We start from the raw sequence: 22839 nt of genomic DNA, 5'->3' as shown, positions 1-22839 counted from the left end.
CATGGAGCAAATACAGATGGTTGACCTGAAAACGCAGTATAAAAGGCTTCAGAAAGAAATAGATGAAGGCATACAACAGGTAATCGACAGCGCCAAATTCATTAATGGCCCGGAGGTAAAAACTTTTGCAGCAAATCTGGCAGATTACCTTGGTGTAAAACACGTGATCCCCTGTGCCAATGGCACCGATGCGCTTCAGATAGCCTTGATGAGTGCAGGAATAGAACCAGGTGATGAAGTCATTACACCTGACTTTACATTTATTGCCACCGTTGAGGTTGTAGCACTTCTCGGCGCCAAACCCGTTCTTGCCGATGTAAACATAGAAGATTTCACCATTGATATCAATCAGCTGGAATCGCTCATTACAGAAAAAACAAAGGCGATTGTACCCGTACACCTTTTTGGACAGTGTGCAAATATGGCTTCCATTATGGAAATTGCCCGCAGACATAACCTGAAGGTTATTGAAGATAGTGCTCAGGCGATAGGTTCTGACTACTACATAAAAGACAAACCCAGCAAGGCCGGAACCTTAGGTGACTTTGGCTGCACCTCTTTCTTTCCGTCCAAAAATCTGGGCTGTTACGGAGACGGTGGCGCCCTCTACACAAATGACGATGATCTTGCAGCCACAGCAAAAAGCATCACAAATCATGGCAGTACGGTAAAATATCACCACGACCGTATTGGTGTAAACAGCCGCCTGGATGCGATGCAAGCTGCCATTTTAAACGTAAAACTTAAAAACCTCGACGATTTTAATCGCAGACGCCAGGCCGCTGCCATTTTTTACGATCACCACCTTGAAAACATCCCTGAAATTGCGATCCCGGCCAAAAGAGATGCCTCCTCACACACCTACCACCAATACACCATTAAAGTACCCAAAGGGGAAAACAAAAAATTGCAGGAATTTTTAAAAAAACACGATATCCCGTCAATGATTTACTATCCCATACCCCTCCACAAACAGGCGGCGTTTAAGAAATGGACCGATGACCGGCCCTTTCCCGTATCGGAAGAATTGGCTGAGCGGGTATTGTCATTGCCCATGCATACGGAATTAACAAAACCACAGCTCACCCACATTTGTAACACTATAAAATCATACTTCCATGAATAAGAACGATTTTTTCATTCATGAAACAGCGGTTAAGGATGAACCTTGCGAAATTGGCGAGGGCACAAAAATATGGCACTTTAGCCACATCATGAAAAACAGCCGGATAGGAAAAAATTGCAACCTTGGACAAAATGTGGTCGTATCTCCTGATGTAGTGCTTGGGAATAATGTAAAGGTGCAAAACAACATCTCAATATACACCGGCGTAATTTGTGAAGATGACGTTTTCCTTGGGCCCAGCATGGTTTTCACCAATGTAATAAACCCACGAAGCGCAGTACCAAGAAGAGATCAGTATGCCAAAACAACGGTTCGCAAAGGTGCTACTATTGGGGCCAATGCCACAATTGTTTGTGGTAACGATATTGGAAGATACGCATTTATAGGAGCCGGAGCAGTAGTAACCAAAGCAATACCGGATTATGCCCTTGTAGTGGGTAATCCCTCAAAACAAATCGGGTGGATGAGCGAATACGGTCACAGACTTCATTTTGACGAACATAACCGCGCCCAGTGCCCGGAAAGTAAAGATTTTTATATACTTGAAAATGGACAAGTAAAAAAAGAAAATTGATATGCTTAAATCATATTTCTTCATTCCTGCAACAAAAAAGAAGTTTATTGACAAAATGCCCGAAATAGAGGCAGACGAATTTGTATTTGACCTCGAGGATGCTATTGCAGAAAATGAAATTGAATCTGCATTCGAGAACCTTGAAAATATTGAAGGCCCCGAGCAATATATTGTAAGGCCCCGCTTGTTTTCTTCGTCGGGTAAACTCAGGAACAAAACACTGGAGCGCTTAATTGATATGGGATTTAGAAGATTTTATATCCCTAAAGCCGACACCAAGCAAATGCTTGATGAGCTGCTGAACATTTTCAATTATTATGACATACCTGAACTTGAATGGTACTACCTCGTTGAATCACCTTCAGCACTCATGCATGTTAAAGATATGGCGCTTTCAGGAAAATATCCCTTCAAAGGACTTTGCCTCGGAGCACAGGACTATGCCGCAAATCTTGGGATGTCCTATTCACTTGAAAACATCAGTTGGGCACGACATTATCTGCTAAACGTTGCCAAAGCCTGCAATATCGAAGCCATTGATATGGCATCCATGGTGCTAAAAGACCGCGATCTTTTTAAGAAAGAATGCCATCAGGGCTTTCAAATGGGATATGATGCGAAAATTATTGTGCATCCAGCCCAATTAAAAGTAATGCATGAAATCGAATACTTCAATCAATCGGAAATAAACCATGCCATTGCCATCAATGAAAAATATGACCTTGAAAAACTCAAAGATTTTTCAGTAGTAACCATTGATGGACTCATTTACGAGAGACCTCATATTGCGAGGATCAAAAAAATAATTGACTACCTGGATAAAAAAAATAACTAAAATAATTTACCATTTTTTAATTGTCCCAAAAACAAATAAAAGAGCGTAAAATAAAAATTTAATAAATGAAAACATTCGGAATAATCGGCGTAGCCGGATATATAGCAGTTCGCCACCTGAAAGCTGTAAAAGAAACAGGAAATGAAGTGGTGGCAGCACTTGACAATTTTGACAGCGTGGGAATAATGGATTCATACTTCCCTGAAGCTGATTTTTTTACAGAATTTGAGCGTTTCGATCGCCATGTAGACAAACTTAGGAGACATCGTTCTCCACTTGATTATGTGTCAATATGCTCACCCAATTACCTACACGATTCCCATATCCGGTTTGCCATCAGGCAAGGAGCCAATGCCATTTGTGAGAAACCGTTGGTTTTAAATCCCTGGAACGTGGAGGGGCTAATGGAACTGGAACAAGAGAGCGGACGTAATATTTACAACATATTACAACTTCGTTATCACCCGGCTATTCTGGAACTCAAGAAGAAAATAGAAAAACAACCTGAGAAAATTCACGATATAGATCTTACCTATATAACAAGCCGTGGTAAATGGTACCATTTCTCATGGAAAGGCGACCCCTTAAAGTCGGGCGGTATTGCCACCAACATTGGCATCCATTTTTTCGATATGCTCACATGGATCTTTGGTGATGTAGAACAAAACATCACACATAGGCTTACAGATACAGATGCCGCCGGCATGTTGGTACTTAAAAAAGCCCGCGTACGTTGGTTTTTAAGTGTTGATTATGAAAATGTACCCAAAGAAATCAGAGAAAAAGGTCAACGCACCTACCGTTCAATTACAGTTGACGGTGAAGAAATAGAATTCAGCGGAGGTTTTACTGACTTGCATACTAAAAGTTACGAAGAAATTCTTGCCGGAAATGGTTATGGCCCCAAAGATGCCAGAACATCCATAGAAATTGTACACGATATCAGAAATGCGAAAATCAGCGGGTTAAAAGATGATTTTCACCCATTCTTGAAAAAATAGACATTTAATCATCAATAAAACAAATTGGTTAGTCAATTTTATTTGTTGAAGAATAAAAATAGCGGCAATTTTAGACCAAAATTAAAATCATATGTACGAAGATATAACTAAAGGGGAAAAAAATATTTCAGTCATTGGGCTTGGCTATGTAGGACTGCCCATTGCACTGGAGTTTGCGAAAAAAGCAAAAGTAATTGGGTTTGACATAAAACCCGAGCGGGTTGAGTTAATGAAAAAAGGCATTGATCCCAGTAGAGAACTGCCTTCAGAAGCATTTAAAGATTGTGATATAGAATTCACTGCCGATCCGCAAGATTTAAAAGAAGCTCATTTTCATATCGTGGCTGTACCAACACCTATTGATGATCATCATTTGCCGGATTTGAAACCACTTCTGGCAGCATCAAAAACTGTTGGTGAAGTCCTGAAAAAAGGAGATTACGTAGTATTTGAATCTACCGTTTACCCGGGTTGTACAGAAGAAGAATGCATACCTGTACTGGAAGAACATTCCGGTCTCTCATTCAGCAAAGACTTTAAGGTGGGATTTTCACCCGAACGTATTAACCCCGGTGATAAAAAACACACATTAACCACAATTAAAAAAGTAGTATCTGGCAATGATGCCGAAGCACTGGAAAATATTGCCAAAACCTACGAGATGGTAATCACAGCAGGTATCCATCGCGCACCTACCATTAAAGTTGCTGAAGCAGCAAAAATCATCGAAAACACCCAGCGCGACGTAAACATTGCCTTAATGAATGAACTATCGATGGTATTCAATAAAATGGATATCAACACCTTTGATGTGCTTGAAGCTTCCGGCACCAAATGGAATTTCCTGAACTTTTTCCCCGGCCTGGTAGGAGGCCATTGCATAGGCGTAGACCCTTACTATTTGCTATACAAAGCTAAAGAAATGGGGTATCATCCAAGAATGATTGACAGTGGCCGCTCCATCAACGATGGAATGGGTGCTTATGTAGTAAAGGAAGTGGTTAAAAAATTAGTGGGCCAGGATAAAAACGTAAAAGGCAGCCGTGTGCTCATCATGGGTATTACATTTAAAGAAGATGTGGCAGATATTCGTAACTCCAAAGTAGTAGATCTTGTAAAAGAATTTGAAAGCTTTGGTGTAAAAGTCGACGTAATTGATGAGATGGCCGACCCCAAAGAAGTTAAGGATGAATACGATATTGACCTGAAAAACAAAGCTGAAGCACCTTATGATGTTGTTTGTATGGCCGTACAGCATGAATCGTATAAAAAAATGGACATGAAAGATTTCTCTAAGCTTGGCACAAAAGAATCTATTTTCGTTGATGTTAAGGGAGTCTTTAAAAATAAAGTAGACGAAAAGCAATTTATATACTGGAGCTTATAATTGCGAAAGAACACATTAACTGTCTGAAGCATTTTATTTGGAAAATTGTTTCAGACAGTTTTTTATTGTCATCTTTGTCAACATAATTAAAATATGCACCAGGCATGACATGGATTCAACCACCCCATTCACAAAATAATTGACATACAAATTCAACTTATACCAATATAAATTGTAATAGTTCAGAAGTATTGGTAAGGAGAAAATGGACAAATGAGAGATCTGACCAGCGGTAGTGAACGAAATCAAATATTCCGGTTTGCATTGCCCATGCTAATCGGTAATTTATTTCAACAGTTCTACAACATTATTGACAGCATCATCGTTGGAAACTTCATTAACAAAGAGGCCCTGGCAGCTGTTGGCGCTTCTTTCCCGGTAATTTTTACTTTAATTTCATTTGTAATTGGTATTGGTTCAGGAGCCACCATTGTAATATCACAATTTTTTGGCGGAAAAGAGTATGACAAGGTCGTCAGGGCAATTGATACCACATTTATTTTCATGTTTTTTGTCTCCATTATTATTACAACCTTAGGACTGATTTTCGGAGAAGAAATATTTGGTTTGCTGCAACTACCTGAAGATTTGTTGCCACAAGCCATGGTCTATTTCAGTATTTATATTGGGGGTTCATTTGTGTTTTTTGGGTTTCAAACTACGAGTAGCATATTAAGAGGACTGGGAGATAGTAAAACACCACTGTATTTTTTAATGATAGCCACGATATTTAACGTGTTGCTCGACTTACTATTTATTTTGGTTTTCAATATGGGTATTGCAGGCGCTGCACTTGCTACAGTAATTTCTCAGGGTGGAGCTTTTATAACCGCAATAATTTACCTAAACAGAACGCACGAACTCATCCGGTTTTCTTTTAAAGGAATGGTTTTCGATAAAGATATCTTTAAGAAAAGCTTACGCATAGGTCTGCCAACCTCTTTCCAGCAATCGTTTATAGCCATTGGCATGACGGCCCTAATGGGTATTGTGAACCAATTTGGCACCAATGTAATTGCCGCTTATAGTGTTGGCATGCGGCTAAACTCACTCGCCACACTACCTGCCATGAATTTTGGATCGGCCCTGTCCATGTTTGTAGGGCAGAACCTGGGAGCAGGTAAAATAGAAAGAGTGCGTAAAGGCTATCTATCGACACTCGTGATGTCAGCCATCATAAGCGTAATAGTGAGCATAGTGGTAGTGCTTTTCGGCAGCCAGTTAATGAGCCTCTTTACCAAAGACACCTCAGTGATAGCTATTGGTTCCGAATATTTGCTTATAGTAGGTTCTTTCTATATCATATTCTCAGTTATGTTCAGCACAATTGGGGTTTTAAGAGGAGCAGGTGCAACAATCATCACCATGATTTCCTCATTACTTTCACTTTGGGCAGTGAGACTACCCATTGCCTGGTGGTTGTCCGGCGAAATTGGTTATGAAGGAATATGGTGGGCCAACCCCATTGGCTGGGCCGTTGGATTAGCCATTGTATTGGCCTATTACCTGTCTGGCCGATGGAAAGCAAAAGGTGTAGTGGCTACCAGGCCAAACTAAATCGTTCCCTGCCTATTGATTCAATTAATTAACTATTTGACAGATTATCTATTCTTGACCTTTTGATTTATCTTACTTAAAAAGAGCACAAATCTTGTTAACTGGCCGTTAATAAACCACTACTGATTTAGGGTTTTTGCAAAAAAATTTTAATTTTGTAATAATACAGAAGCATTTTAAATATGCACTTTTTCGAGACAAGCAAAAAAGAAAAAAGCATTCTCGACCTTTTCACCTACGACCTCACCACATTTTTTTACGGTGAGTACAAAGAAGTGGAGAGTTACGACACAGAAGCTATGTTCATGATTGTATATGAGCGAAAGCTTCCGTGGAATGAATTAGACTTGCTCGATACTGTACAATTCAAAGTTTTCTTCGACAAAAACAATTTTACCGGAAGTAATCCCATCAATGTGAGGCTCTTTTCTGCAGAATTACAAGCTACTGCCAAAAAAGTAGCCCATCTTGTAGAGCACATTGTAGAATTACATGGGAATGATGACTTTGGAACCGGACTTTGGAACGAAAATGACCAAACCCTGTTTGAACAAAAAAAATGGAAAAGAATATGGTCTATTCAGGAAGGAGAAAGCTTTATTACGATGTATTACGATGAAAATGGCTTTGAAATGAATATTCTTTTTCTGAACAATATCATTAAACACACCGGAAAATACCTCAATATCAAAAGCTAACTTTAACATTAAAGTCTGTTCAACCTACACGCCACAATGCCACGAAGAACCAGAAAAAGAACCGTATTTTTACCACCTAAAGGAAGAGGCTGGAAATCGGTAAACAAAAATGCTTCTGACACAATTACTTTAAGTTTCGACGAATTTGAGGCGATTAAACTACTCGATTACGAGAATCTGAAACAAGCGGAGGTTGCTGGCATAATGAACGTCTCCCGCCCTACCCTCACGAGAATTTATGATGCTGCTCGTAAAAAAATGGCGAGAGCGCTTGTTAGAGATGCGCACATCAAGATAGAAGGCGGCAACGTAGAAGTACATGAATCCTGGTTTTTTTGCTCCAATTGCCAGGTTTCTTTTAATGTGTATGATGCACATATATTTTGCCCTTTATGCAAATCGGAAACAACCATTGAAAAAATTTCTGAAAGCCTGAACAAATAAACACTTCGCAGGCCTAATAACCCTTCTGATAATATTGATAGGAATAGTAGGTGTTTCGGGGTTCAATATCGTTGATGAGAATCAAAGGACGTTTTAAATTCTGAAAATTTTGTTTGCGAATAGTTTGCTTAAACATTTCTAATGGAGTGTAGTTCAGCCGCACCACAAAAAGTTGCAAATCCGAAAAATCAGATAAAATTGAGGCATCAGATATCGGCAATAGTGGGGGACTATCAATCACTATAAAATCGTAATCTGCTCTGAGTTGCTGAAAAAGCTGGCTTATTAGCGGGCTTGTAATTAACTCACCGGCATTCGGCGGTGTTGGGCCGCATGCGATATAATGAAAATATTCCTCGTTCTTTTGCAGAATATCGCTCAATGAAGCCTGATTACTCAAATAATTTGAAAGCCCTTGCTCATTAGAATGAGATTTACGCAAGTCAAAATTCAGAAGCAGTGTACGCTTTTTATTGTAGGCGTAAGACCTGGCCATATTATGTGCCACAAAACTTTTTCCTTCTCCTTTTTTAGAAGATGTTACCAATATAACCTTTACCGGTTGGCGTGAGGCAAAAAAACCAAGGTTTGTACGCAAAGTTCTGAATGATTCCGCCTCGTTAGAAACCGGATCTGTAAAAACATCCTTATTCTTTTTATTCACGTGAAGCACATTGCCCACTAATGGAAGGTCGGTAGCAGCGCGAATTTGGTCCTCATCTTCTACCTTATTGAATACCATTGATTTTAGTTGAAAAAACCCAAAAGGTACAACCAATCCAAGCATCATTGCAATAATAAAGACCTGAGCAGGACTACGTCTCTGAGGTGTTGTAGTAAGTGAAGTGGCGTATTGAATAACCTCATTGGCTGGTCGTGTGCTGGAACGCTCAATACGAGCTTCAGAACGTTTTTTAAGCAGAAAAGTATAAAGATTGTCTATCACGTTAAATTTACGCTCGTAAGTTTTAAGTTTTTTATTCGTGACCGGAAGCTTGCTCAGTTTCTTTTCAATTTTCTGCAATTGATCCTCATGCTCATCTCTCGACAATTGGAGGGCCTTCAGGTTATTATTAATATTTACCAACAACGACGTTTGGAGATTGGCAATCTTTTCGTCAATTACACTGATGTAAGGGTTATCTTTTCTGGTATTGTATGCATACTCACTCTTCTGACTATAAAGTTCGATTAGCTGCTGTACCAAGTCATTTATTATAGGCTCATTAATACCCAGCGTGGCAGGAGATATAAGGTCGCTTAAAGTCTTATCCTGTTCAAGCAAATTGCCCACGTACTTATAATACCGTTGTTGCAATGAAAGCCGGGAAAGCTTACTTTGCAAATCGCTATATTTATTATACAGGTCCTCGCTTTTTGCTTCAATACCCAGTGTGAGATTCTCGGTTTGAAAATTAGTCAGCTGATTTTGATAGGTGGCCAGGGTATCAGAAACCTCAATTATTAATTGATCGATAAAACCAATGGTCTCATCCCGCTGATCCAGTTTTTGTTGCATCTCAGAATCAAAGTAAGCATTGATTAATGCATTCAGCAAATCAATAGATTTTTGGGGATCTCCGGATTCGATCGAAAGGTCCAGTAAAGCAGACTCCTTATTCATTGAAATCTCCAGGGCACTATAAAACCCAATTTGCCGGGCCACAGTATTCAACACAAAATAACATGTACCTTCGTTGATCCTGGCCAAATCTATGGAATCGACTTTAAATGCCATTTGTTCTGTCACCAACCATTCTCCAGGATTAATAATGGTATCGACAGAATAATTAGCACGCGTTTGAATTTTACTTTTCCCGGGCTTTTTAAAAACAACATTTTCACCTTCAATTTGCAAACGGATTTGGTTATTTTCTGTTAAACGCACATATACCGGCACATTGAAAGGTTGAATATGCAAAGAATCAACATCGGCGTATAAAGGAGGATTGGAATAAAGTTCTTTTGTTTTTAAGCGTTGCTCATTATAATAAGAAATGCCTGCCGGAATATAATTCAGCGCCTTGCGTTTAATATGCACCGATTTTATAATACCTGCTTCATTGGCAATATTACGCTTAGGAGTTTGACTAAATAGAAGATTATCCAGAGCAGCTGATTGATCATCTTTTTGTATGAGTAGTGTAGCATAACTCACATATGTGGTCTGGCTACTTTTTATCCACAACAATGCAACCACACCTGCTATAACCAACGACAACACAAACCATGGCCAATAGCTAAGCGTCTTAAGCAGCAGCTTACGTATATTTATCGACTCCGATTCCAGTATTTGTGCCGGATTCTGCTCCATTATCACGAATTACCAAATGGCATTTTAAACATTTTGAGACTGATATTTATCTTAAAATTGAAATCATTGATACTATAACGGCCATTGAAGACAACAAAACTGAATAGGGGAATGTCTCGTAGGCAAATGACTTAGTCTTTAACGACTTTACATAAATAACATCACCGGGTTGTATGTGGTAATAATCAGATTCCAAAATACTTTTATCGGTCAGGTCCAGATAATGCACATTCGATCCATCTTTAGAGTGCCGTATCAAAGAAACATTTTCACGGTCGCCAAACTCTTTAACACCGCCTGCGAGCGCAATTGACTGCAACAGGTTTATCCGTTCTTCATTGATGGTGTATTTCCCTTCGTTTTTCACTTCCCCGAGCACAGTCACCTGAAAATTCACCAATTTCACAACAACGGTAACATCTTTGAAGTATTCATTCAATGTTTCCTGCAGCACTTTTTCGACTTCTCTTACAGAAAGCCCTTCAACTTCTATTTTCTCAATAAATGAAAAATTAAGATACCCCTCAGTATCTACCGGGTAACTGTTCAAATACTGATAAGTACTATTCATAAAATTGGGCAAGTCTGTTTGAAAAAACTTACTTGTTTGCTTATCGCTGCTATAAACTTTAATAAACAACCTATCGCCTGGTTTCACTTTATAAGCCTTCTGTCGAGGGTTGGTAAATTCTGTTTGTATTGGTGGCTCCTGATCCTGCATTAACCATATTTTCTTTTGATTAATACATGAACTTAGCAGTACAATGACGACTAAAGCCTGTAAGAAAATTAATTTTTTCATATCCTGGATTTTTAGTTTTTATCTGTAATATTTTTCGCTTTAAATAGACTCACCTTTTTAGCGCCTTGATAGGCTTTAATAAAAGCATCGGGCACCCCTGATTCCTCCCTGGCTTTCAGCGCCTCCTTAAAAGTATCGTAGTGGCCTATGGCATATTTATGATAGCCATTTTCCTGAAAATGCATAACAGCACTATCGCCTGCATAACGATTTTTAAGTTCTTCGTCAGGTAACTTTTTAAATGATGCTGCCACCTGCACGATATATTTTATTGGCTCCCCCGACAGCTTTTTTTGGTTAACACTCCATGAATCGAGCCGATGACCGTTTAAATATGCGGCGATAAATGCATCGGGCACTCCACAGGTTTGCCTTAAATCATCGGCAGCACTGAAGCTGTCAAAAGCTCCGATAGAATATCGGTGCCACGCGCCTTCGTTTATGTAATAAACAGGTTTATTACCGCCATATTTATTATTGATATCCGCTAATGATAACGGTTTTTGATCGGCTGCAATTTGCACTACCCAAATTTTGGTATCATAAGTCAAAGGGGCTAAATCTTTAAAATTTCTAGATCTTCTGCCAAAAGTATTTCTCAAATATTCAGGTGCTTTTTGCCCATTCTTATAAGCCATAATAAAAGCATCTCTGGGCATACCTTCTTCCTGAACAATTTTTCTTGCTTTATCGAGCGTGGGAAGTTCCGCTACATAGTATTTTATCCAGCCATTTTCACGAAAATGCTTTTTACTTCTGTTTCCCTGGTATCTTCCATTTAGCTCTTTTTCTGATAATGGATTATGGGCGGCCGCAATCTGTATGCGATAAGCGATTCCTTTTGACAAATCTGCAGGAGGTAAATCATCCTCAATAGCCTCCTGTCTGTTAGCCGTACCATCTTTTACTTGTTTATTGGCCGATGATTCATCTTCATTGCTTATTGATGCCGTTGCATCAGGCTCATGTTTGACATCTGGCAGGCCATCTCCTTCAGACAAATCATCCGGTTTTAATCCTTTAGCAGGCAATTTACCTGTTCTGTAAAAAGCAATTAAATCATATACATCGTTGGTATACAAATGTCTAAGATCTTGTTCGGATATCAAATTATCAGAATGCTGCGAAAGCAAATAACCTTCTATAATTTTATTATTGACAATAACAGAAATAACTTTATCCGTACCTGGCACCTTAATTTCCAGCGTATCGTTTGGCTTGCTGAATTTACCCATCTGCTGTTGAATCACAAAAACCGGCATAACCTCACTAAGATGTAAAAATTTCGATTGCCACCATGAATATGACGCTGGCTTGTTGTACAACTCCATTGAATCTGTGCTGGCGAGATGATTGATTATTTTTTTCTGAAACTCATCATTTAGTTCCGGGAAATGCAATAAAGCATAGTCATTAAGTATTTTTACGTGATCTTTTAATTGTTCAAAAGGAATATTACTATTCGTATCGCTGGTAATCTTCTGGTAAGCAATTTCCAATTTTTCTGATTCACCATTAGGGAAAAGGGTATTCCACATCGTCTGACCGGATAAATGATCAGCGAAAAACATTAGAATGATTATTAAAAACAGGCCCTTAATTCCCATAAGAACTTGCAAATTACAACATAACTTTTAAAAAAAAGATCTGTAACTGTTGTGATTAGCAAAAACGGGTGATTCTACGTATTAATGGACCCGAGTAGGCCATAATATTTATGATTTTAAAATAACCTGCCCTTCACTTTTCAGAAATCCAATTGCTTTCTTTGTGGGATCGTTGCTTCCGGTGCTTTCTTCCAAAATAGTTCTGCTCAAATGCATGGCTGGCTTTTTGGGGTCATGCTGTTCTGCACTGCTATTGATTAGCTTTACCACATTCTCACGGGCATTGCGCACATATTTCCAGGCATCATTAGAAACATAAAGTTGCTGCGTCAGGTTATGATCAAATTCTGTTCTAATGGTTTGCAGCATCTTCGATTGCAATTCAAAAACACTTAAGTTAGGCCGCTGAATACGCATAATTAAAGCCTCGGGCGAAATTCTCTCTAAAAAAAGAATCAGACGCTCATAAGCCTGTAACTTAAGGGGAATAATTGCTTTACGGTTATTCAACATCACTTCTACTTTTGCTTTTTCCCGCTGTTGCTTTAAGTGATAATGCAATACCAGATAAACTGCCGCAAAAACCACAAGTGCTGGCAGTATGTATTTTAGTATTTCCACCATGATTTAAACAGATATTTATAGTTTTGTAACGAAATTAGGCTTTTTCAATAACATTAACCCTATCTAATGCCCGGAAAATTTAACATTTTAGTCATAATAATCCTTAGTACACTGCTTTCAGTGGGCTGCAATTCACATCAGGAAAATGCTACAAAAACCTTCAGATACAATGAATCTAAGGGCATCAGCACCCTCGATCCGGCCTATGCGCGAAGCCAAACCATTATTTGGCCCGTACATCAGATTTTCGATGGCCTGGTGCAATATGACTCTTTACTAAACATTAGACCCGCTATTGCAAAAAGCTGGAAAATATCTCCTGATGGACTGCTTTATACTTTCAACTTGCGAAATAATGTAAAATTCCATCAACACAGGCTTTTCAACAATGAAGAAAGCAGAAAAGTCAAGGCACAGGATTTCGTGTATAGTTTTAACCGAATTATGGACCCTGCCCTCTCCAGCCCGGGAGCCTGGGTGTTTACAGACCTGGATAATTCTTTTGGACAAAACGGGTGCAAAGCATTAAATGACTCTACCCTGCAAATAAAACTAAACCGACCGTTTCCTCCTTTTCTCGGCTTGTTGGGAATGAAATACTGTGCGGTAGTTCCCGAGGAAATAACTCAACACTACGGCAATGCTTTTGGACAGCACCCTGTTGGTACCGGTCCTTTCCAGTTGCACAAATGGCGTCAGGGGCAGGCAATCTTACTCAGAAAAAACCCGGACTATTACCAAAAAGACTCTTCAGGAAACCAGTTACCTTACCTGCAATCGGTGGTTATTAGTTTTATTACTGACAAGCAAAGTGAATTTATGGAGTTTATGCTTGGTAATCTGGACTTTATATCCGGCATAAATGCCCAATACAAAGATGCATTACTAACCAGAGATGGGCAACTGAGAGAAAAACACAAGGATAAAATTTACCTCCAAACCGGACATTATCTTAATACTGAATACTTAGGCTTCAACCTTGATTCAACAACAGGCCAGGTAGTACCTAAAGTTGTAAGGCAGGCCATAAACTATTGTTTCGATCGAAACGAAATGGTCACATATTTGAGAAACAACATGGCCTATCCGGCCCACAATGGTATGGTACCACCTGCACTTACCACAAATTATCCAGAGCAAGTGAAAGGGTATTATTACAATCCTGAATTGGCCCGAACCATGCTAAAAAAAGCCGGATATACAAATGGTTACCCAAAAACAATCGAATTATTGACAACAAGCGATTATGTTGATATTTGCGAATACATCCAACACAAAGCAGCACGGATTGGTATCAAAATTGATATATCTTTGGGAACAGGGGCATCATTCAGAAATATGATTTCTAAAGGAAAAGCGCCTTTTTTTCGAGCCAGCTGGATTGCTGATTATCCGGATCCTGAAAACTACCTCGCGCTGTTTTACAGCGAAAACAAAAGTCCAAAAGGGCCAAATTACACCCGCTTTCAGGATACCATTGCAGATCGCTTTTATATAAAGTCACTCAAAACTAAAGATCAAAGAATAAGGGATAAATATTATTACAAAATGGAAAAACGAATTTTATCTTTCAGCCCTGTAGTCCCTTTGTACTACGATAAGGTTGTAAGGTTTGTACAAAATGAAGTACATGGCTTGCCTGTCAATCCATTTAATCTTTTGGAATTGAAACATATAAAGAAATACAAAAAAAGAAGTAATTTGTAACTTTTTTTTGATATTATGCGTTTTTCTAATAGCTTAGACATTTAAAACCCGTTAATAAATCATATCGCACAAGAAAAAATCACTTAAATTTTTATTAATTATGAAACGTATTAGTTTGTTACTCATGGGTCTTATTATGGCGACTGTTCTTTCAGCCCAGCCATGGACCCAGAACCTCCCCGCTGACAAATCAAAAGGTGAGCTTACCCTTTCTGACTACCAAAAAGCATTTGAAGCATACTGGGAACCATACAACGTAAAAGATGGTTACATCATAAACAGCAGTGGTGTAAAGCAAAAAGCTCCCGGATGGAAACATTTTAAAAGATGGGAATGGTATTGGGAACCAAGAGTAGACCAAAAAACAGGAAAATTCCCAAATGTAAACCCATTGAAAATTTATAAACAATGGGAAAGTAAAAACCCAACATCCAAAAGTTACAACGACAATTGGCAAAGTATGGGGCCACACTCCTCTGCTGGCGGTTATGCCGGTGTAGGGAGAATAAACACCATAGCCTTCCACCCTACTGACAATGACAAATATTGGATAGCAGCTCCTTCCGGAGGTCTTTGGTATACTGAAAATAATGGCACATCATGGAACTGTCTTACTGACGAAAACCCAGTACTTGGCATAAGTGATGTACTAATATCAAGCGATTACGAAACCTCTCAAACAATTTACATCGCAACAGGCGATCGGGACGGTTGGGATAACAACAGTATTGGCGTTTTAAAAAGCACCGATGCAGGTGAAACATGGAATACTACAGGCATTTCTTATAATATTGCCGAGGGAAAAATGGTGTCACGTTTACTGCAAGACCCTAATGACCCGCAAACCATAATTGCCTCAACAAGCAATGGTGTTTACAAAACTACCGACGGCGGTGCAACATGGGATGAAAACCTGTATGCTTATGCCTATTTTATAGACATGGAATACAAACCGGGTGATTTTAACACGCTCTATGGCGCTAAACAAAACGGTCAAATAATGTCATCTGTCGACGGAGGCGTAACATGGTCAACTATACTAAGCCTCTCGGCAAGTCGCACAGAAATAGCTGTAACACCCGCCAACCCGGAGGTTATTTATTCAATCTCAGCAAATGGTTCAGGTGGCCTTTATTCTATCCAAAAATCTATTGATGGAGGTGCTACTTTTACCGAACTAGTTGACGGAAGTGCATATGGTAAAAATTACCTGGGTTGGGATGCCGGAACCGATGATGGTGGACAAGGCTGGTACGACCTTGCCATTGCTGTATCTCCATTAGACGCTGATGTAGCGCTTATAGGAGGTGTAAACACCTGGAGGACAACAGATGGTGGCACAACCTGGAACATGGTTAACCACTGGACAGGTAGTTACGGAGCTCAGGCTGTACATGCTGACAAGCATATGTTGAAATACAGAGATAACGGAGACCTATTCGAATGTAATGATGGTGGAGTGTATATCTCATCAACCGATGGCAGTAGTGGTTCTTATAACGACAAAACCAATGGAATGACAATCAGCCAGATCTACAGGCTGGGAGTCTCTCAAACCAATAGCGACGAAGTAATACTTGGCTTGCAGGATAATGGATCTAAACTTACTTACGATGGATTCTGGGCCGATGTACGAGGTGGCGATGGTATGGAATGTATTATCGATTATACTGACAAAAACACACAATACAACACTGTTTATTATGGCGCTATAAGGCGTACAACAAACCACTGGGGCTACAGCACTGATATAACCCCTGCCGGAGCTCAGCAAGGAGCCTGGGTGTCCCCTTATGTCATGGACCATAACAATCACAACACACTTTATGCTGGTTATGCAAATGTTTGGAAAACCACAAACCAGGGTAACAGCTGGACACAGATTTCTACAATGAACTCAAGCAACAAACTACGTTCATTAGCCGTTGCACCTTCAAACTCCGATTACATTTATGCAGCAGACCAGTACAGTATGTGGAGAACAACAGATGGTGGTGCAACATGGGATAATATTTCTCAGGGAATTTCCAACAGCATTACATACATCACAGTATCGAATGACGACCCCAATAAACTCTGGGTTACCGTAGGTGGTTACAACAGCGTAAAAGTCTTCGAATCAACCAATGGTGGCACTAACTGGACAGATATTTCTGCAGGTCTTCCATCAATCCCTGCCACAAGCATTGTTGAAAACAAATTAAGTGCTGACCCCGCCCCCCAAATTCTTTATTTAAGTTCTGAAATAGGTGTCTACATTAAGGTGGACTCCAATGCATGGGAACCGTTCGACAGCAACCTCCCAAATGTACAGGTTGATGAACTGGAAATATATTATGATGAAACCACACCTGAAAACAGTATGCTCAGAGCAGCAACTTATGGACGTGGCCTTTGGGAAACCCCGATTACATTTAAAAACGATGTAACTTTTCACGTTATTAACGAGAATGATGACCATGTACCTTATGCCATGATTAACATTGAAGGGTTTGACCCGCTTCTTACTAATATCGGAGGATTGGTGACAACTGAATTGTTTAGTGGTTATTACCCAATTACTATCACTGCCGCAGGATATGAAGAGTTTAATGATACAGTCCTGATCAGTAGTACCAATATTGTAGAACTTACAATGACACAAGCTATTTACACTGTCGATTTTAATGTAAGTAACAGCAGTACCGGGAATACCATAGAAAATGCAGAAATTGCTATTGAAGGCGATACAACCCTGACTACAAACAGCACAGGCGATGCCTCAACAACCTTACCAGAAGGTAGTTACAATTACGCCGTAACTGCAGATGGTTATGATTCAATTACAGGTGAATCTTTTACGGTAAATGGTGCAACAGCAGTAAATATTACAATGAATGCCGTTGGTCTTACCAACATAGATGCAAAAGATTTTGAAATTTACCCAAATCCCGCATCAGACAATATTTACATAGATATTAACGGCACATACGAACTAAAACTTTATACTGAAAGCGGAAAAATACTGAAGGAAATGACCGTTGATAGTCAAGGTGTAATTGATGTCAAAGAACTAACCTCAGGTGTTTACTTTATCGAACTTACACACGGTGAAAGTAAAGCTGTTCAAAAAATAATTATCGAATAATTCTTTTCATGATAACCAAAAAGCCCCGATAACATTAAAAGCTATCGGGGCTTTTTTATATAAAGCACTACTTATTAATTTACCATACTTCCATTCTTAACCTCTGCAGAAGGTTGTACAAAACGCAAAGTACCATCGGCATCCTGTGCCATTAATATCATACCCTGGGATTCAATTCCCCTTATTTTTCTGGGGGCAAGATTCACGAGAATACTCACCTGTCGACCTACAACATCTTCCGGCGTAAAGTATTCTGCTATTCCCGATACAACAGTGCGCTGATCAATGCCGGTATCAACAGTCATTTTTAACAGTTTCCTGGTCTTTTTAACCTTCTCTGCTTCCAATATGGTTCCCACACGGATATCCATTTTCGTGAAATCGTCAAATGTTACTTCATCCTTCGAAGGTTCAACCTCTGCCTTTTCAGCTTCATTCTGCTTCCTGGTATCTTCCAGTTTCTGACGCTGTTCATCAACTATTTTATCGTCAACCTTCTCAAACAATAAAGTGGCCTTATTAATTTTGTGTTTAGGTTTCAATAAATCCATATTTCCTATATCCTGCCACTTTAAACCAGATGCATTGACCATATCATTCAATTTATGAGCAGAGAATGGAATAAAGGGTTCCATAAGTACACTTAAGGCGGCTGATATTTGTAAACTTATATACATGATAGTCCGGGTGCGCTCCTCATCAGTTTTAACAACTTTCCAGGGCTCTGTATCAGCCAGGTATTTATTACCTAAGCGTGCCAGATTCATTGCTTCCCGCAAGGCCTCCCTGAATTTATAATGATCAAGTGCATGCTCAACCTTTTCTTTTACCTGATGATATATTTTGATGGTCGCTTTGTCGAAATCTGTATAATCGCCGGGTGCAGGCACCTCGCCATTGTAATACTTGTGGGTTAAAACTAGCGCCCGGTTCACAAAGTTACCCAGTATGGCTACTAACTCATTATTGTTCCTCGACTGAAAATCGGCCCAGCTAAAGTCATTGTCTTTAGTTTCCGGCATATTGGCGGTTAAAGTATAGCGCAATACATCTTCTTTACCGGGAAACTCTTCAAGGTATTCATGTAACCACACTGCCCAGTTACGGCTGGTCGAAATCTTATTGCCTTCCAAATTCAAAAACTCATTGGCCGGCACATTGTCTGGTAATATATATTTACCTGAACGATGGAGCATTGAAGGAAAAATTATACAATGAAAAACAATATTATCTTTCCCGATAAAATGTACCAGCTTTGTCTGCTCGTCTTTCCAATATTTCTCCCAATCAGGAGTCAGTTCTTTTGTAGCAGAAATATATCCTATTGGGGCATCGAACCACACGTAGAGAACTTTTCCTTCTCCGCCTTTTACTGGCACAGGTACGCCCCAGTCCAAATCGCGAGTAACCGCCCGGGGCTTCAGGCCATCATCGAGCCATGATTTGCACTGACCATACACATTAGACTTCCATTCTTTATGTTCTTCTAAAATCCACTTACGAAGATGTCCCTCGTACTTATCGAGCGGCAAATACCAATGCGTTGTCTTTTTCATTACCGGTTTGTTACCAGTAAGCATAGAGTGCGGATTAATCAATTCCAAAGGACTAAGTGAAGTTCCGCATTGCTCGCATTGGTCGCCGTAGGCTTCTTCATAATTGCAGTGGGGGCAGGTGCCTTTTATATAGCGATCGGCCAAAAACTGACCGGCATCCTCATCAAAATACTGCTCAGAGGTCTGTTCTACAAATTCCCCCTTTTCATGCATTTCTTTGAAAAACGCTGAAGCGGTTTCATGATGAACTTTACTGCTCGTGCGACTGTAAATATCGAAAGATATGCCGAAACGATCGAAAGATGACTTATTTAACTCATGATAACGGTCTACCACATCCTGTGGAGTGATACCCTCTTTGCGTGCTTTTATTGTGATAGGAACGCCATGCTCATCCGAACCGCAGATAAACTTTACATCTTTCCCCTGTTGGCGCAAATAGCGTACATAAATATCTGAAGGCACATACACACCCGCCAGGTGCCCAATATGCACAGGGCCATTAGCATAAGGCAATGCCGAAGTAATTAAATAACGTTTGTAGTCCATGGAATGTATTTTTATTTCAATATTTTTAGAATAACTGAAAAACCTTAACTTCGTAAAAGTCGCATATTTTGCTTTTTCAGCCCACAAATATAGCGATTACATAGCAAGTTATAAAACTGAATGTATGACAATTACTAATTTTACCCGCCCTGCATCAATTCAGGAAGGAGACACAATTGGAATTCTATCAACCGCAAGAGCCATAGACCAAAAAGAATTGGAAATGGCAAAAAAACATCTTATTTCCAAAGGTTTTAACGTAATCTACGGTGCTACAATAGGTGCCCGGCACCATCAATTTGCAGGCAATGATGAGCTTAGACTAAACGACCTGCAAACCATGATTGACAACCCGGAAGTAGATGCCATTATTTGTGCGCGGGGTGGCTACGGCACAGCAAGACTATTAGACGATATAAACTGGACAAACTTTAGGGAAAATCCAAAATGGATAATGGGCTATTCTGATATTACTGCCCTGCACAATACCCTGTCGAGCATGAGCATAATGAGTTTGCATGGAATTATGCCGATAAACATCCGCGACAACCAGAGTAAAGAGGCACTTGATGCTGCGCTGAAAATTATGTGTGGGGAAACCGGTTTCAGTCTTAATTTACCATCACATAAGCTCAACCACCTTGCTCCGTCGGAAGGAATCCTTACCGGAGGTAACCTTTCAATGCTTTACAGCCTAAGGGGCACACGGTACGATTTCGAGCCTGATCAGCGAATATTGTTTATCGAGGATCTGGATGAATATTTATACCACATTGATCGCATGATGATTAATTTCAAACTAAGTGATATCTTAAATAAAATTTCAGCATTGGTTATAGGTGGCATGACCGACATGAACGATAATACAATCTCTTTTGGCTATCAGGCAGAAGAAATCATCGAAAGCCATATCCGGGAAGATGTACCCCTGTTCTTTAATGCGCCTTTCGGACATTTCTCGGAGAACCAACCTATGGTATGCGGTGCTCAGGCAAGTATTACAAATAATGGCAATATGTGGAACTTAACTTATAAACTATGAGTCAGCATTCAGACACAGGAAAGTGGGGTGAAGCTCTCGCAGTAGACTTTTTCGTAAAAAGAAAATACGAAATAGAGGAAACCAACTGGCATTGGCGCAATAAAGAAATCGATTTAATTGTAAGTAACAACCGCGAAATAATTTTTGTAGAGGTTAAAACCCGCACAGCCGGCGTACTCTCAAAACCTGAAGAGGCGCTTACCAGGGCAAAGCAAAAACATTTATTACAGGCAGCCAATGCCTATATTATCGACCGCAATATTAATAAAGAGGCCCGCTTCGATGTAATTTCAATTTGGATAAACGGCAAGGAACATAAATTAAAACACATACCAAATGCTTTTAGTCCGCAATGGTGATGCAGAATTTAACATATCAAATTAAAGATTTAACAGCCGATTTGCTCAACCTGATATGGCCAACGCTTTGTCAGGTTTGTGGTGAGCGTTTATTCAAAACAGAAGAAGCCATTTGTACCAACTGTTTGGCTAACCTTCCCCGCACAAACTACCACTTATGGGCCGAAAACGAATTTCAAAAGTTGTTCTGGGGACGTATTCCGGTAATGTATGCTACGGCATTTTATTTTTTTGAAAAAGAAAGCCCATATCGTAAACTCATTCATAAACTTAAATACAAAAGATTACCGGAAATTGGTATAATGCTGGGTCGCGAAATGGGTTATGAAATAAAAGATTCGGTTTTTAGTGAAATAGACATCATATTGCCCGTTCCGCTACACCCCAGGAAAGAACAAATCAGAGGTTATAACCAAAGTTCCATGATAGCTAAAGGCCTTTCAGAGGGCATGGACAAACCCTGGAGTGGAAATATTTTAATCCGAAATACACACACAGCAACTCAAACACGTAAAAGCAGGTATGAACGATGGGAGAATGTAAAATCGATTTTCACCGTAGAAGAAACACACAAAATTAAAGACAAGCATATACTTGTAGTAGATGATGTGGTAACCACCGGGGCAACTCTTGAATCCTGCGTAGCAGAACTATTAGAGAAGGGTGCCACCCACGTATCACTTGCCACTTTGGGCCTTGCTCACAACTAACCTATTTTTGCTCTATCCACGCTATTATTTCCTCAGATTGAGGCTTCGTTCTTGGTGAAAACACTTTGGCTAATGTCCCATCCGGATTAATCAGGTATTTCTGAAAATTCCATTTCACTTCTGAATCCTTTATCCCATTCAGTTCCTCCTGTGTCAACCAGGCATAGAGCTCATGCTGATCATCTCCTTTAACAGAAATCTTAGACATCATGGGGAAAGTAACACCATAGTTTTTTTTGCAAAAAGCTGCAATTTCTTTATCTGTTCCTGGTTCCTGATTCATGAAATTATTGGCCGGGAACCCAACAATTACAAAATTATCATCCTTATATTTTTCATATAAAGCCTCAAGCCCTTCGTATTGAGGTGTAAGGCCACATTCCGAAGCCGTATTTACCACCATAACCTTTTTACCTTTAAGGTTGGCTAAATTGAATTCATCACCTGAGATATCCGTTACCGTAAAATCATGTAAGGTTTTATTTTGTGCAGTGCCAAGTGTAGCTAATGCCATAAGCACAATGAAAGAAAAAATACGCATAATAAGTAGTTTTAGGTTTATCAGAAAACGCTGTAGAAAAAATTATGTTTAAAAAGCATGTGAAAATTGATATGTAAAAGTAAAATTTGTTGTTAACAGAATCTCAAACAACGCACAAAAGTACAATTTAGAACAATTTTAAATAACCTCCACAGGCCTTTGTAGACAAGGGATACAAGGGGCTTACTCACGGTTTTCCGGGAGTGTTAATACCCTGTTAATCAGTGGGTAGAATCAAGAAAAAATGTTGATGTTTGTGTTAAAGCAAATATCAATTTA

General features: G+C 39.5%; 19 protein-coding genes. 13 read left to right on the top strand and 6 right to left on the bottom strand.

Annotation, left to right across the window (positions count from 1 at the left end; genetic code table 11):
• Position 1 precedes the first annotated feature (1 nt).
• The 8 genes from ACTB0Y_RS08035 to ACTB0Y_RS08000 all read left to right on the top strand — a co-directional run bounded on the left by ACTB0Y_RS08035 (position 2) and on the right by ACTB0Y_RS08000 (position 7622).
• The gene (locus ACTB0Y_RS08035; protein WP_463206300.1) at positions 2-1126 is read left to right on the top strand and encodes a DegT/DnrJ/EryC1/StrS family aminotransferase; all 1125 of its coding nucleotides are present in this window, start codon (positions 2-4) and stop codon (positions 1124-1126) included.
• Positions 1119-1700 carry an acyltransferase gene (locus tag ACTB0Y_RS08030; RefSeq protein WP_463206299.1) on the top strand — a complete coding sequence of 194 codons (582 nt, stop codon included), beginning with the start codon at positions 1119-1121 and terminating at the stop codon, positions 1698-1700. The genes ACTB0Y_RS08035 and ACTB0Y_RS08030 overlap by 8 nt, the downstream gene beginning before the upstream one ends.
• 1 nt (position 1701) lies before the next feature.
• Complete coding sequence (locus ACTB0Y_RS08025; protein ID WP_463206298.1) at positions 1702-2535, top strand: HpcH/HpaI aldolase/citrate lyase family protein; 834 nt, start codon at positions 1702-1704, stop codon at positions 2533-2535.
• Between the two features lie 65 nt (positions 2536-2600).
• Positions 2601-3536: a Gfo/Idh/MocA family oxidoreductase gene (locus ACTB0Y_RS08020; RefSeq protein WP_463206297.1), complete on the top strand. Its 936-nt coding sequence runs from the start codon at positions 2601-2603 to the stop codon at positions 3534-3536.
• Between the two features lie 91 nt (positions 3537-3627).
• Complete coding sequence (locus ACTB0Y_RS08015; protein WP_463206296.1) at positions 3628-4923, top strand: nucleotide sugar dehydrogenase; 1296 nt, start codon at positions 3628-3630, stop codon at positions 4921-4923.
• Positions 4924-5136: 213 nt separating this feature from the next.
• On the top strand, positions 5137-6480 hold the full coding sequence (locus ACTB0Y_RS08010) for an MATE family efflux transporter (RefSeq protein WP_463206295.1): 1344 nt from the start codon (positions 5137-5139) through the stop codon (positions 6478-6480).
• Between the two features lie 182 nt (positions 6481-6662).
• Positions 6663-7178 (top strand): hypothetical protein, encoded by a 516-nt coding sequence (locus tag ACTB0Y_RS08005; protein ID WP_463206294.1) that lies wholly within the window; start codon positions 6663-6665, stop codon positions 7176-7178.
• A 36-nt stretch (positions 7179-7214) separates the two neighbouring features.
• Positions 7215-7622 (top strand): DUF134 domain-containing protein, encoded by a 408-nt coding sequence (locus ACTB0Y_RS08000; RefSeq protein ID WP_463206293.1) that lies wholly within the window; start codon positions 7215-7217, stop codon positions 7620-7622.
• A gap of 13 nt (positions 7623-7635) precedes the next feature.
• Here ACTB0Y_RS08000 and ACTB0Y_RS07995 read toward each other — a convergent pair whose 3' ends face one another.
• The 4 genes from ACTB0Y_RS07995 to ACTB0Y_RS07980 form a co-directional block, all read right to left on the bottom strand.
• The gene (locus ACTB0Y_RS07995; RefSeq protein WP_463206292.1) at positions 7636-9936 is read right to left on the bottom strand and encodes a GumC family protein; all 2301 of its coding nucleotides are present in this window, start codon (positions 9934-9936) and stop codon (positions 7636-7638) included.
• A 46-nt stretch (positions 9937-9982) separates the two neighbouring features.
• Positions 9983-10738: a polysaccharide biosynthesis/export family protein gene (locus ACTB0Y_RS07990; RefSeq protein ID WP_463206291.1), complete on the bottom strand. Its 756-nt coding sequence runs from the start codon at positions 10736-10738 to the stop codon at positions 9983-9985.
• Positions 10739-10749: 11 nt separating this feature from the next.
• Positions 10750-12345 carry an SPOR domain-containing protein gene (locus tag ACTB0Y_RS07985; protein ID WP_463206290.1) on the bottom strand — a complete coding sequence of 532 codons (1596 nt, stop codon included), beginning with the start codon at positions 12343-12345 and terminating at the stop codon, positions 10750-10752.
• Between the two features lie 108 nt (positions 12346-12453).
• Positions 12454-12969 carry a DUF7935 family protein gene (locus ACTB0Y_RS07980; RefSeq protein WP_463206289.1) on the bottom strand — a complete coding sequence of 172 codons (516 nt, stop codon included), beginning with the start codon at positions 12967-12969 and terminating at the stop codon, positions 12454-12456.
• Between the two features lie 66 nt (positions 12970-13035).
• Here ACTB0Y_RS07980 and ACTB0Y_RS07975 point away from each other — a divergent pair, with 66 nt between their 5' ends.
• Positions 13036-14676, top strand: coding sequence for an ABC transporter substrate-binding protein (locus ACTB0Y_RS07975; protein ID WP_463206288.1), 1641 nt, complete (start codon positions 13036-13038; stop codon positions 14674-14676).
• A 100-nt stretch (positions 14677-14776) separates the two neighbouring features.
• A complete protein-coding gene (locus tag ACTB0Y_RS07970) occupies positions 14777-17803 on the top strand; it encodes a VPS10 domain-containing protein (RefSeq protein WP_463206287.1) in 3027 nt (1008 codons plus the stop codon).
• Between the two features lie 74 nt (positions 17804-17877).
• On the opposite strand, the gene metG is transcribed toward ACTB0Y_RS07970, so the two are convergent.
• A complete protein-coding gene (metG, locus tag ACTB0Y_RS07965) occupies positions 17878-19908 on the bottom strand; it encodes a methionine--tRNA ligase (RefSeq protein ID WP_463206286.1) in 2031 nt (676 codons plus the stop codon).
• Positions 19909-20032: 124 nt separating this feature from the next.
• Between metG and ACTB0Y_RS07960 the strand changes: the two genes are divergently transcribed.
• From ACTB0Y_RS07960 to ACTB0Y_RS07950, 3 genes are read left to right on the top strand one after another with little or no spacing between them, the layout of a single operon-like run.
• Positions 20033-20950 (top strand): S66 peptidase family protein, encoded by a 918-nt coding sequence (locus ACTB0Y_RS07960; RefSeq protein ID WP_463206285.1) that lies wholly within the window; start codon positions 20033-20035, stop codon positions 20948-20950.
• A complete protein-coding gene (locus tag ACTB0Y_RS07955; protein WP_463206284.1) occupies positions 20947-21309 on the top strand; it encodes a YraN family protein in 363 nt (120 codons plus the stop codon). Before ACTB0Y_RS07960 ends, ACTB0Y_RS07955 begins: the two co-directional genes overlap by 4 nt.
• Positions 21309-22019 (top strand): ComF family protein, encoded by a 711-nt coding sequence (locus tag ACTB0Y_RS07950; RefSeq protein WP_463206283.1) that lies wholly within the window; start codon positions 21309-21311, stop codon positions 22017-22019. The genes ACTB0Y_RS07955 and ACTB0Y_RS07950 overlap by 1 nt, the downstream gene beginning before the upstream one ends.
• 1 nt (position 22020) lies before the next feature.
• On the opposite strand, the gene ACTB0Y_RS07945 is transcribed toward ACTB0Y_RS07950, so the two are convergent.
• Entirely contained in the window at positions 22021-22560 is a 540-nt protein-coding gene (locus tag ACTB0Y_RS07945) for a glutathione peroxidase (RefSeq protein WP_463206282.1), read from the bottom strand.
• Between the last annotated feature and the right edge of the window lie 279 nt (positions 22561-22839).

The sequence above is a fragment of the Salinivirga sp. genome, assembly GCF_055145285.1.
The sequence above is the reverse complement of the archived record's forward strand: the minus strand, read 5'-3'. Positions and strand labels throughout refer to the sequence as shown.

What these genes read in the sequence shown, in the direction of transcription:
- ACTB0Y_RS08020 (WP_463206297.1), top strand. Translation starts at nt 2,601, where the DNA reads ATGAAAACATTCGGAATAATCGGCGTAGCCGGATATATAGCAGTTCGC.
- ACTB0Y_RS08025 (WP_463206298.1), top strand. Translation starts at nt 1,702, where the DNA reads ATGCTTAAATCATATTTCTTCATTCCTGCAACAAAAAAGAAGTTTATT.
- metG (WP_463206286.1), bottom strand. Translation starts at nt 19,908, where the DNA reads ATGGACTACAAACGTTATTTAATTACTTCGGCATTGCCTTATGCTAAT.
- ACTB0Y_RS08035 (WP_463206300.1), top strand. Translation starts at nt 2, where the DNA reads ATGGAGCAAATACAGATGGTTGACCTGAAAACGCAGTATAAAAGGCTT.
- ACTB0Y_RS08015 (WP_463206296.1), top strand. Translation starts at nt 3,628, where the DNA reads ATGTACGAAGATATAACTAAAGGGGAAAAAAATATTTCAGTCATTGGG.
- ACTB0Y_RS07950 (WP_463206283.1), top strand. Translation starts at nt 21,309, where the DNA reads ATGCAGAATTTAACATATCAAATTAAAGATTTAACAGCCGATTTGCTC.
- ACTB0Y_RS07970 (WP_463206287.1), top strand. Translation starts at nt 14,777, where the DNA reads ATGAAACGTATTAGTTTGTTACTCATGGGTCTTATTATGGCGACTGTT.
- ACTB0Y_RS07955 (WP_463206284.1), top strand. Translation starts at nt 20,947, where the DNA reads ATGAGTCAGCATTCAGACACAGGAAAGTGGGGTGAAGCTCTCGCAGTA.
- ACTB0Y_RS07980 (WP_463206289.1), bottom strand. Translation starts at nt 12,969, where the DNA reads ATGGTGGAAATACTAAAATACATACTGCCAGCACTTGTGGTTTTTGCG.
- ACTB0Y_RS07995 (WP_463206292.1), bottom strand. Translation starts at nt 9,936, where the DNA reads ATGGAGCAGAATCCGGCACAAATACTGGAATCGGAGTCGATAAATATA.
- ACTB0Y_RS07985 (WP_463206290.1), bottom strand. Translation starts at nt 12,345, where the DNA reads ATGGGAATTAAGGGCCTGTTTTTAATAATCATTCTAATGTTTTTCGCT.
- ACTB0Y_RS08000 (WP_463206293.1), top strand. Translation starts at nt 7,215, where the DNA reads ATGCCACGAAGAACCAGAAAAAGAACCGTATTTTTACCACCTAAAGGA.
- ACTB0Y_RS07975 (WP_463206288.1), top strand. Translation starts at nt 13,036, where the DNA reads ATGCCCGGAAAATTTAACATTTTAGTCATAATAATCCTTAGTACACTG.
- ACTB0Y_RS07945 (WP_463206282.1), bottom strand. Translation starts at nt 22,560, where the DNA reads ATGCGTATTTTTTCTTTCATTGTGCTTATGGCATTAGCTACACTTGGC.
- ACTB0Y_RS07960 (WP_463206285.1), top strand. Translation starts at nt 20,033, where the DNA reads ATGACAATTACTAATTTTACCCGCCCTGCATCAATTCAGGAAGGAGAC.
- ACTB0Y_RS08030 (WP_463206299.1), top strand. Translation starts at nt 1,119, where the DNA reads ATGAATAAGAACGATTTTTTCATTCATGAAACAGCGGTTAAGGATGAA.
- ACTB0Y_RS08010 (WP_463206295.1), top strand. Translation starts at nt 5,137, where the DNA reads ATGAGAGATCTGACCAGCGGTAGTGAACGAAATCAAATATTCCGGTTT.
- ACTB0Y_RS08005 (WP_463206294.1), top strand. Translation starts at nt 6,663, where the DNA reads ATGCACTTTTTCGAGACAAGCAAAAAAGAAAAAAGCATTCTCGACCTT.
- ACTB0Y_RS07990 (WP_463206291.1), bottom strand. Translation starts at nt 10,738, where the DNA reads ATGAAAAAATTAATTTTCTTACAGGCTTTAGTCGTCATTGTACTGCTA.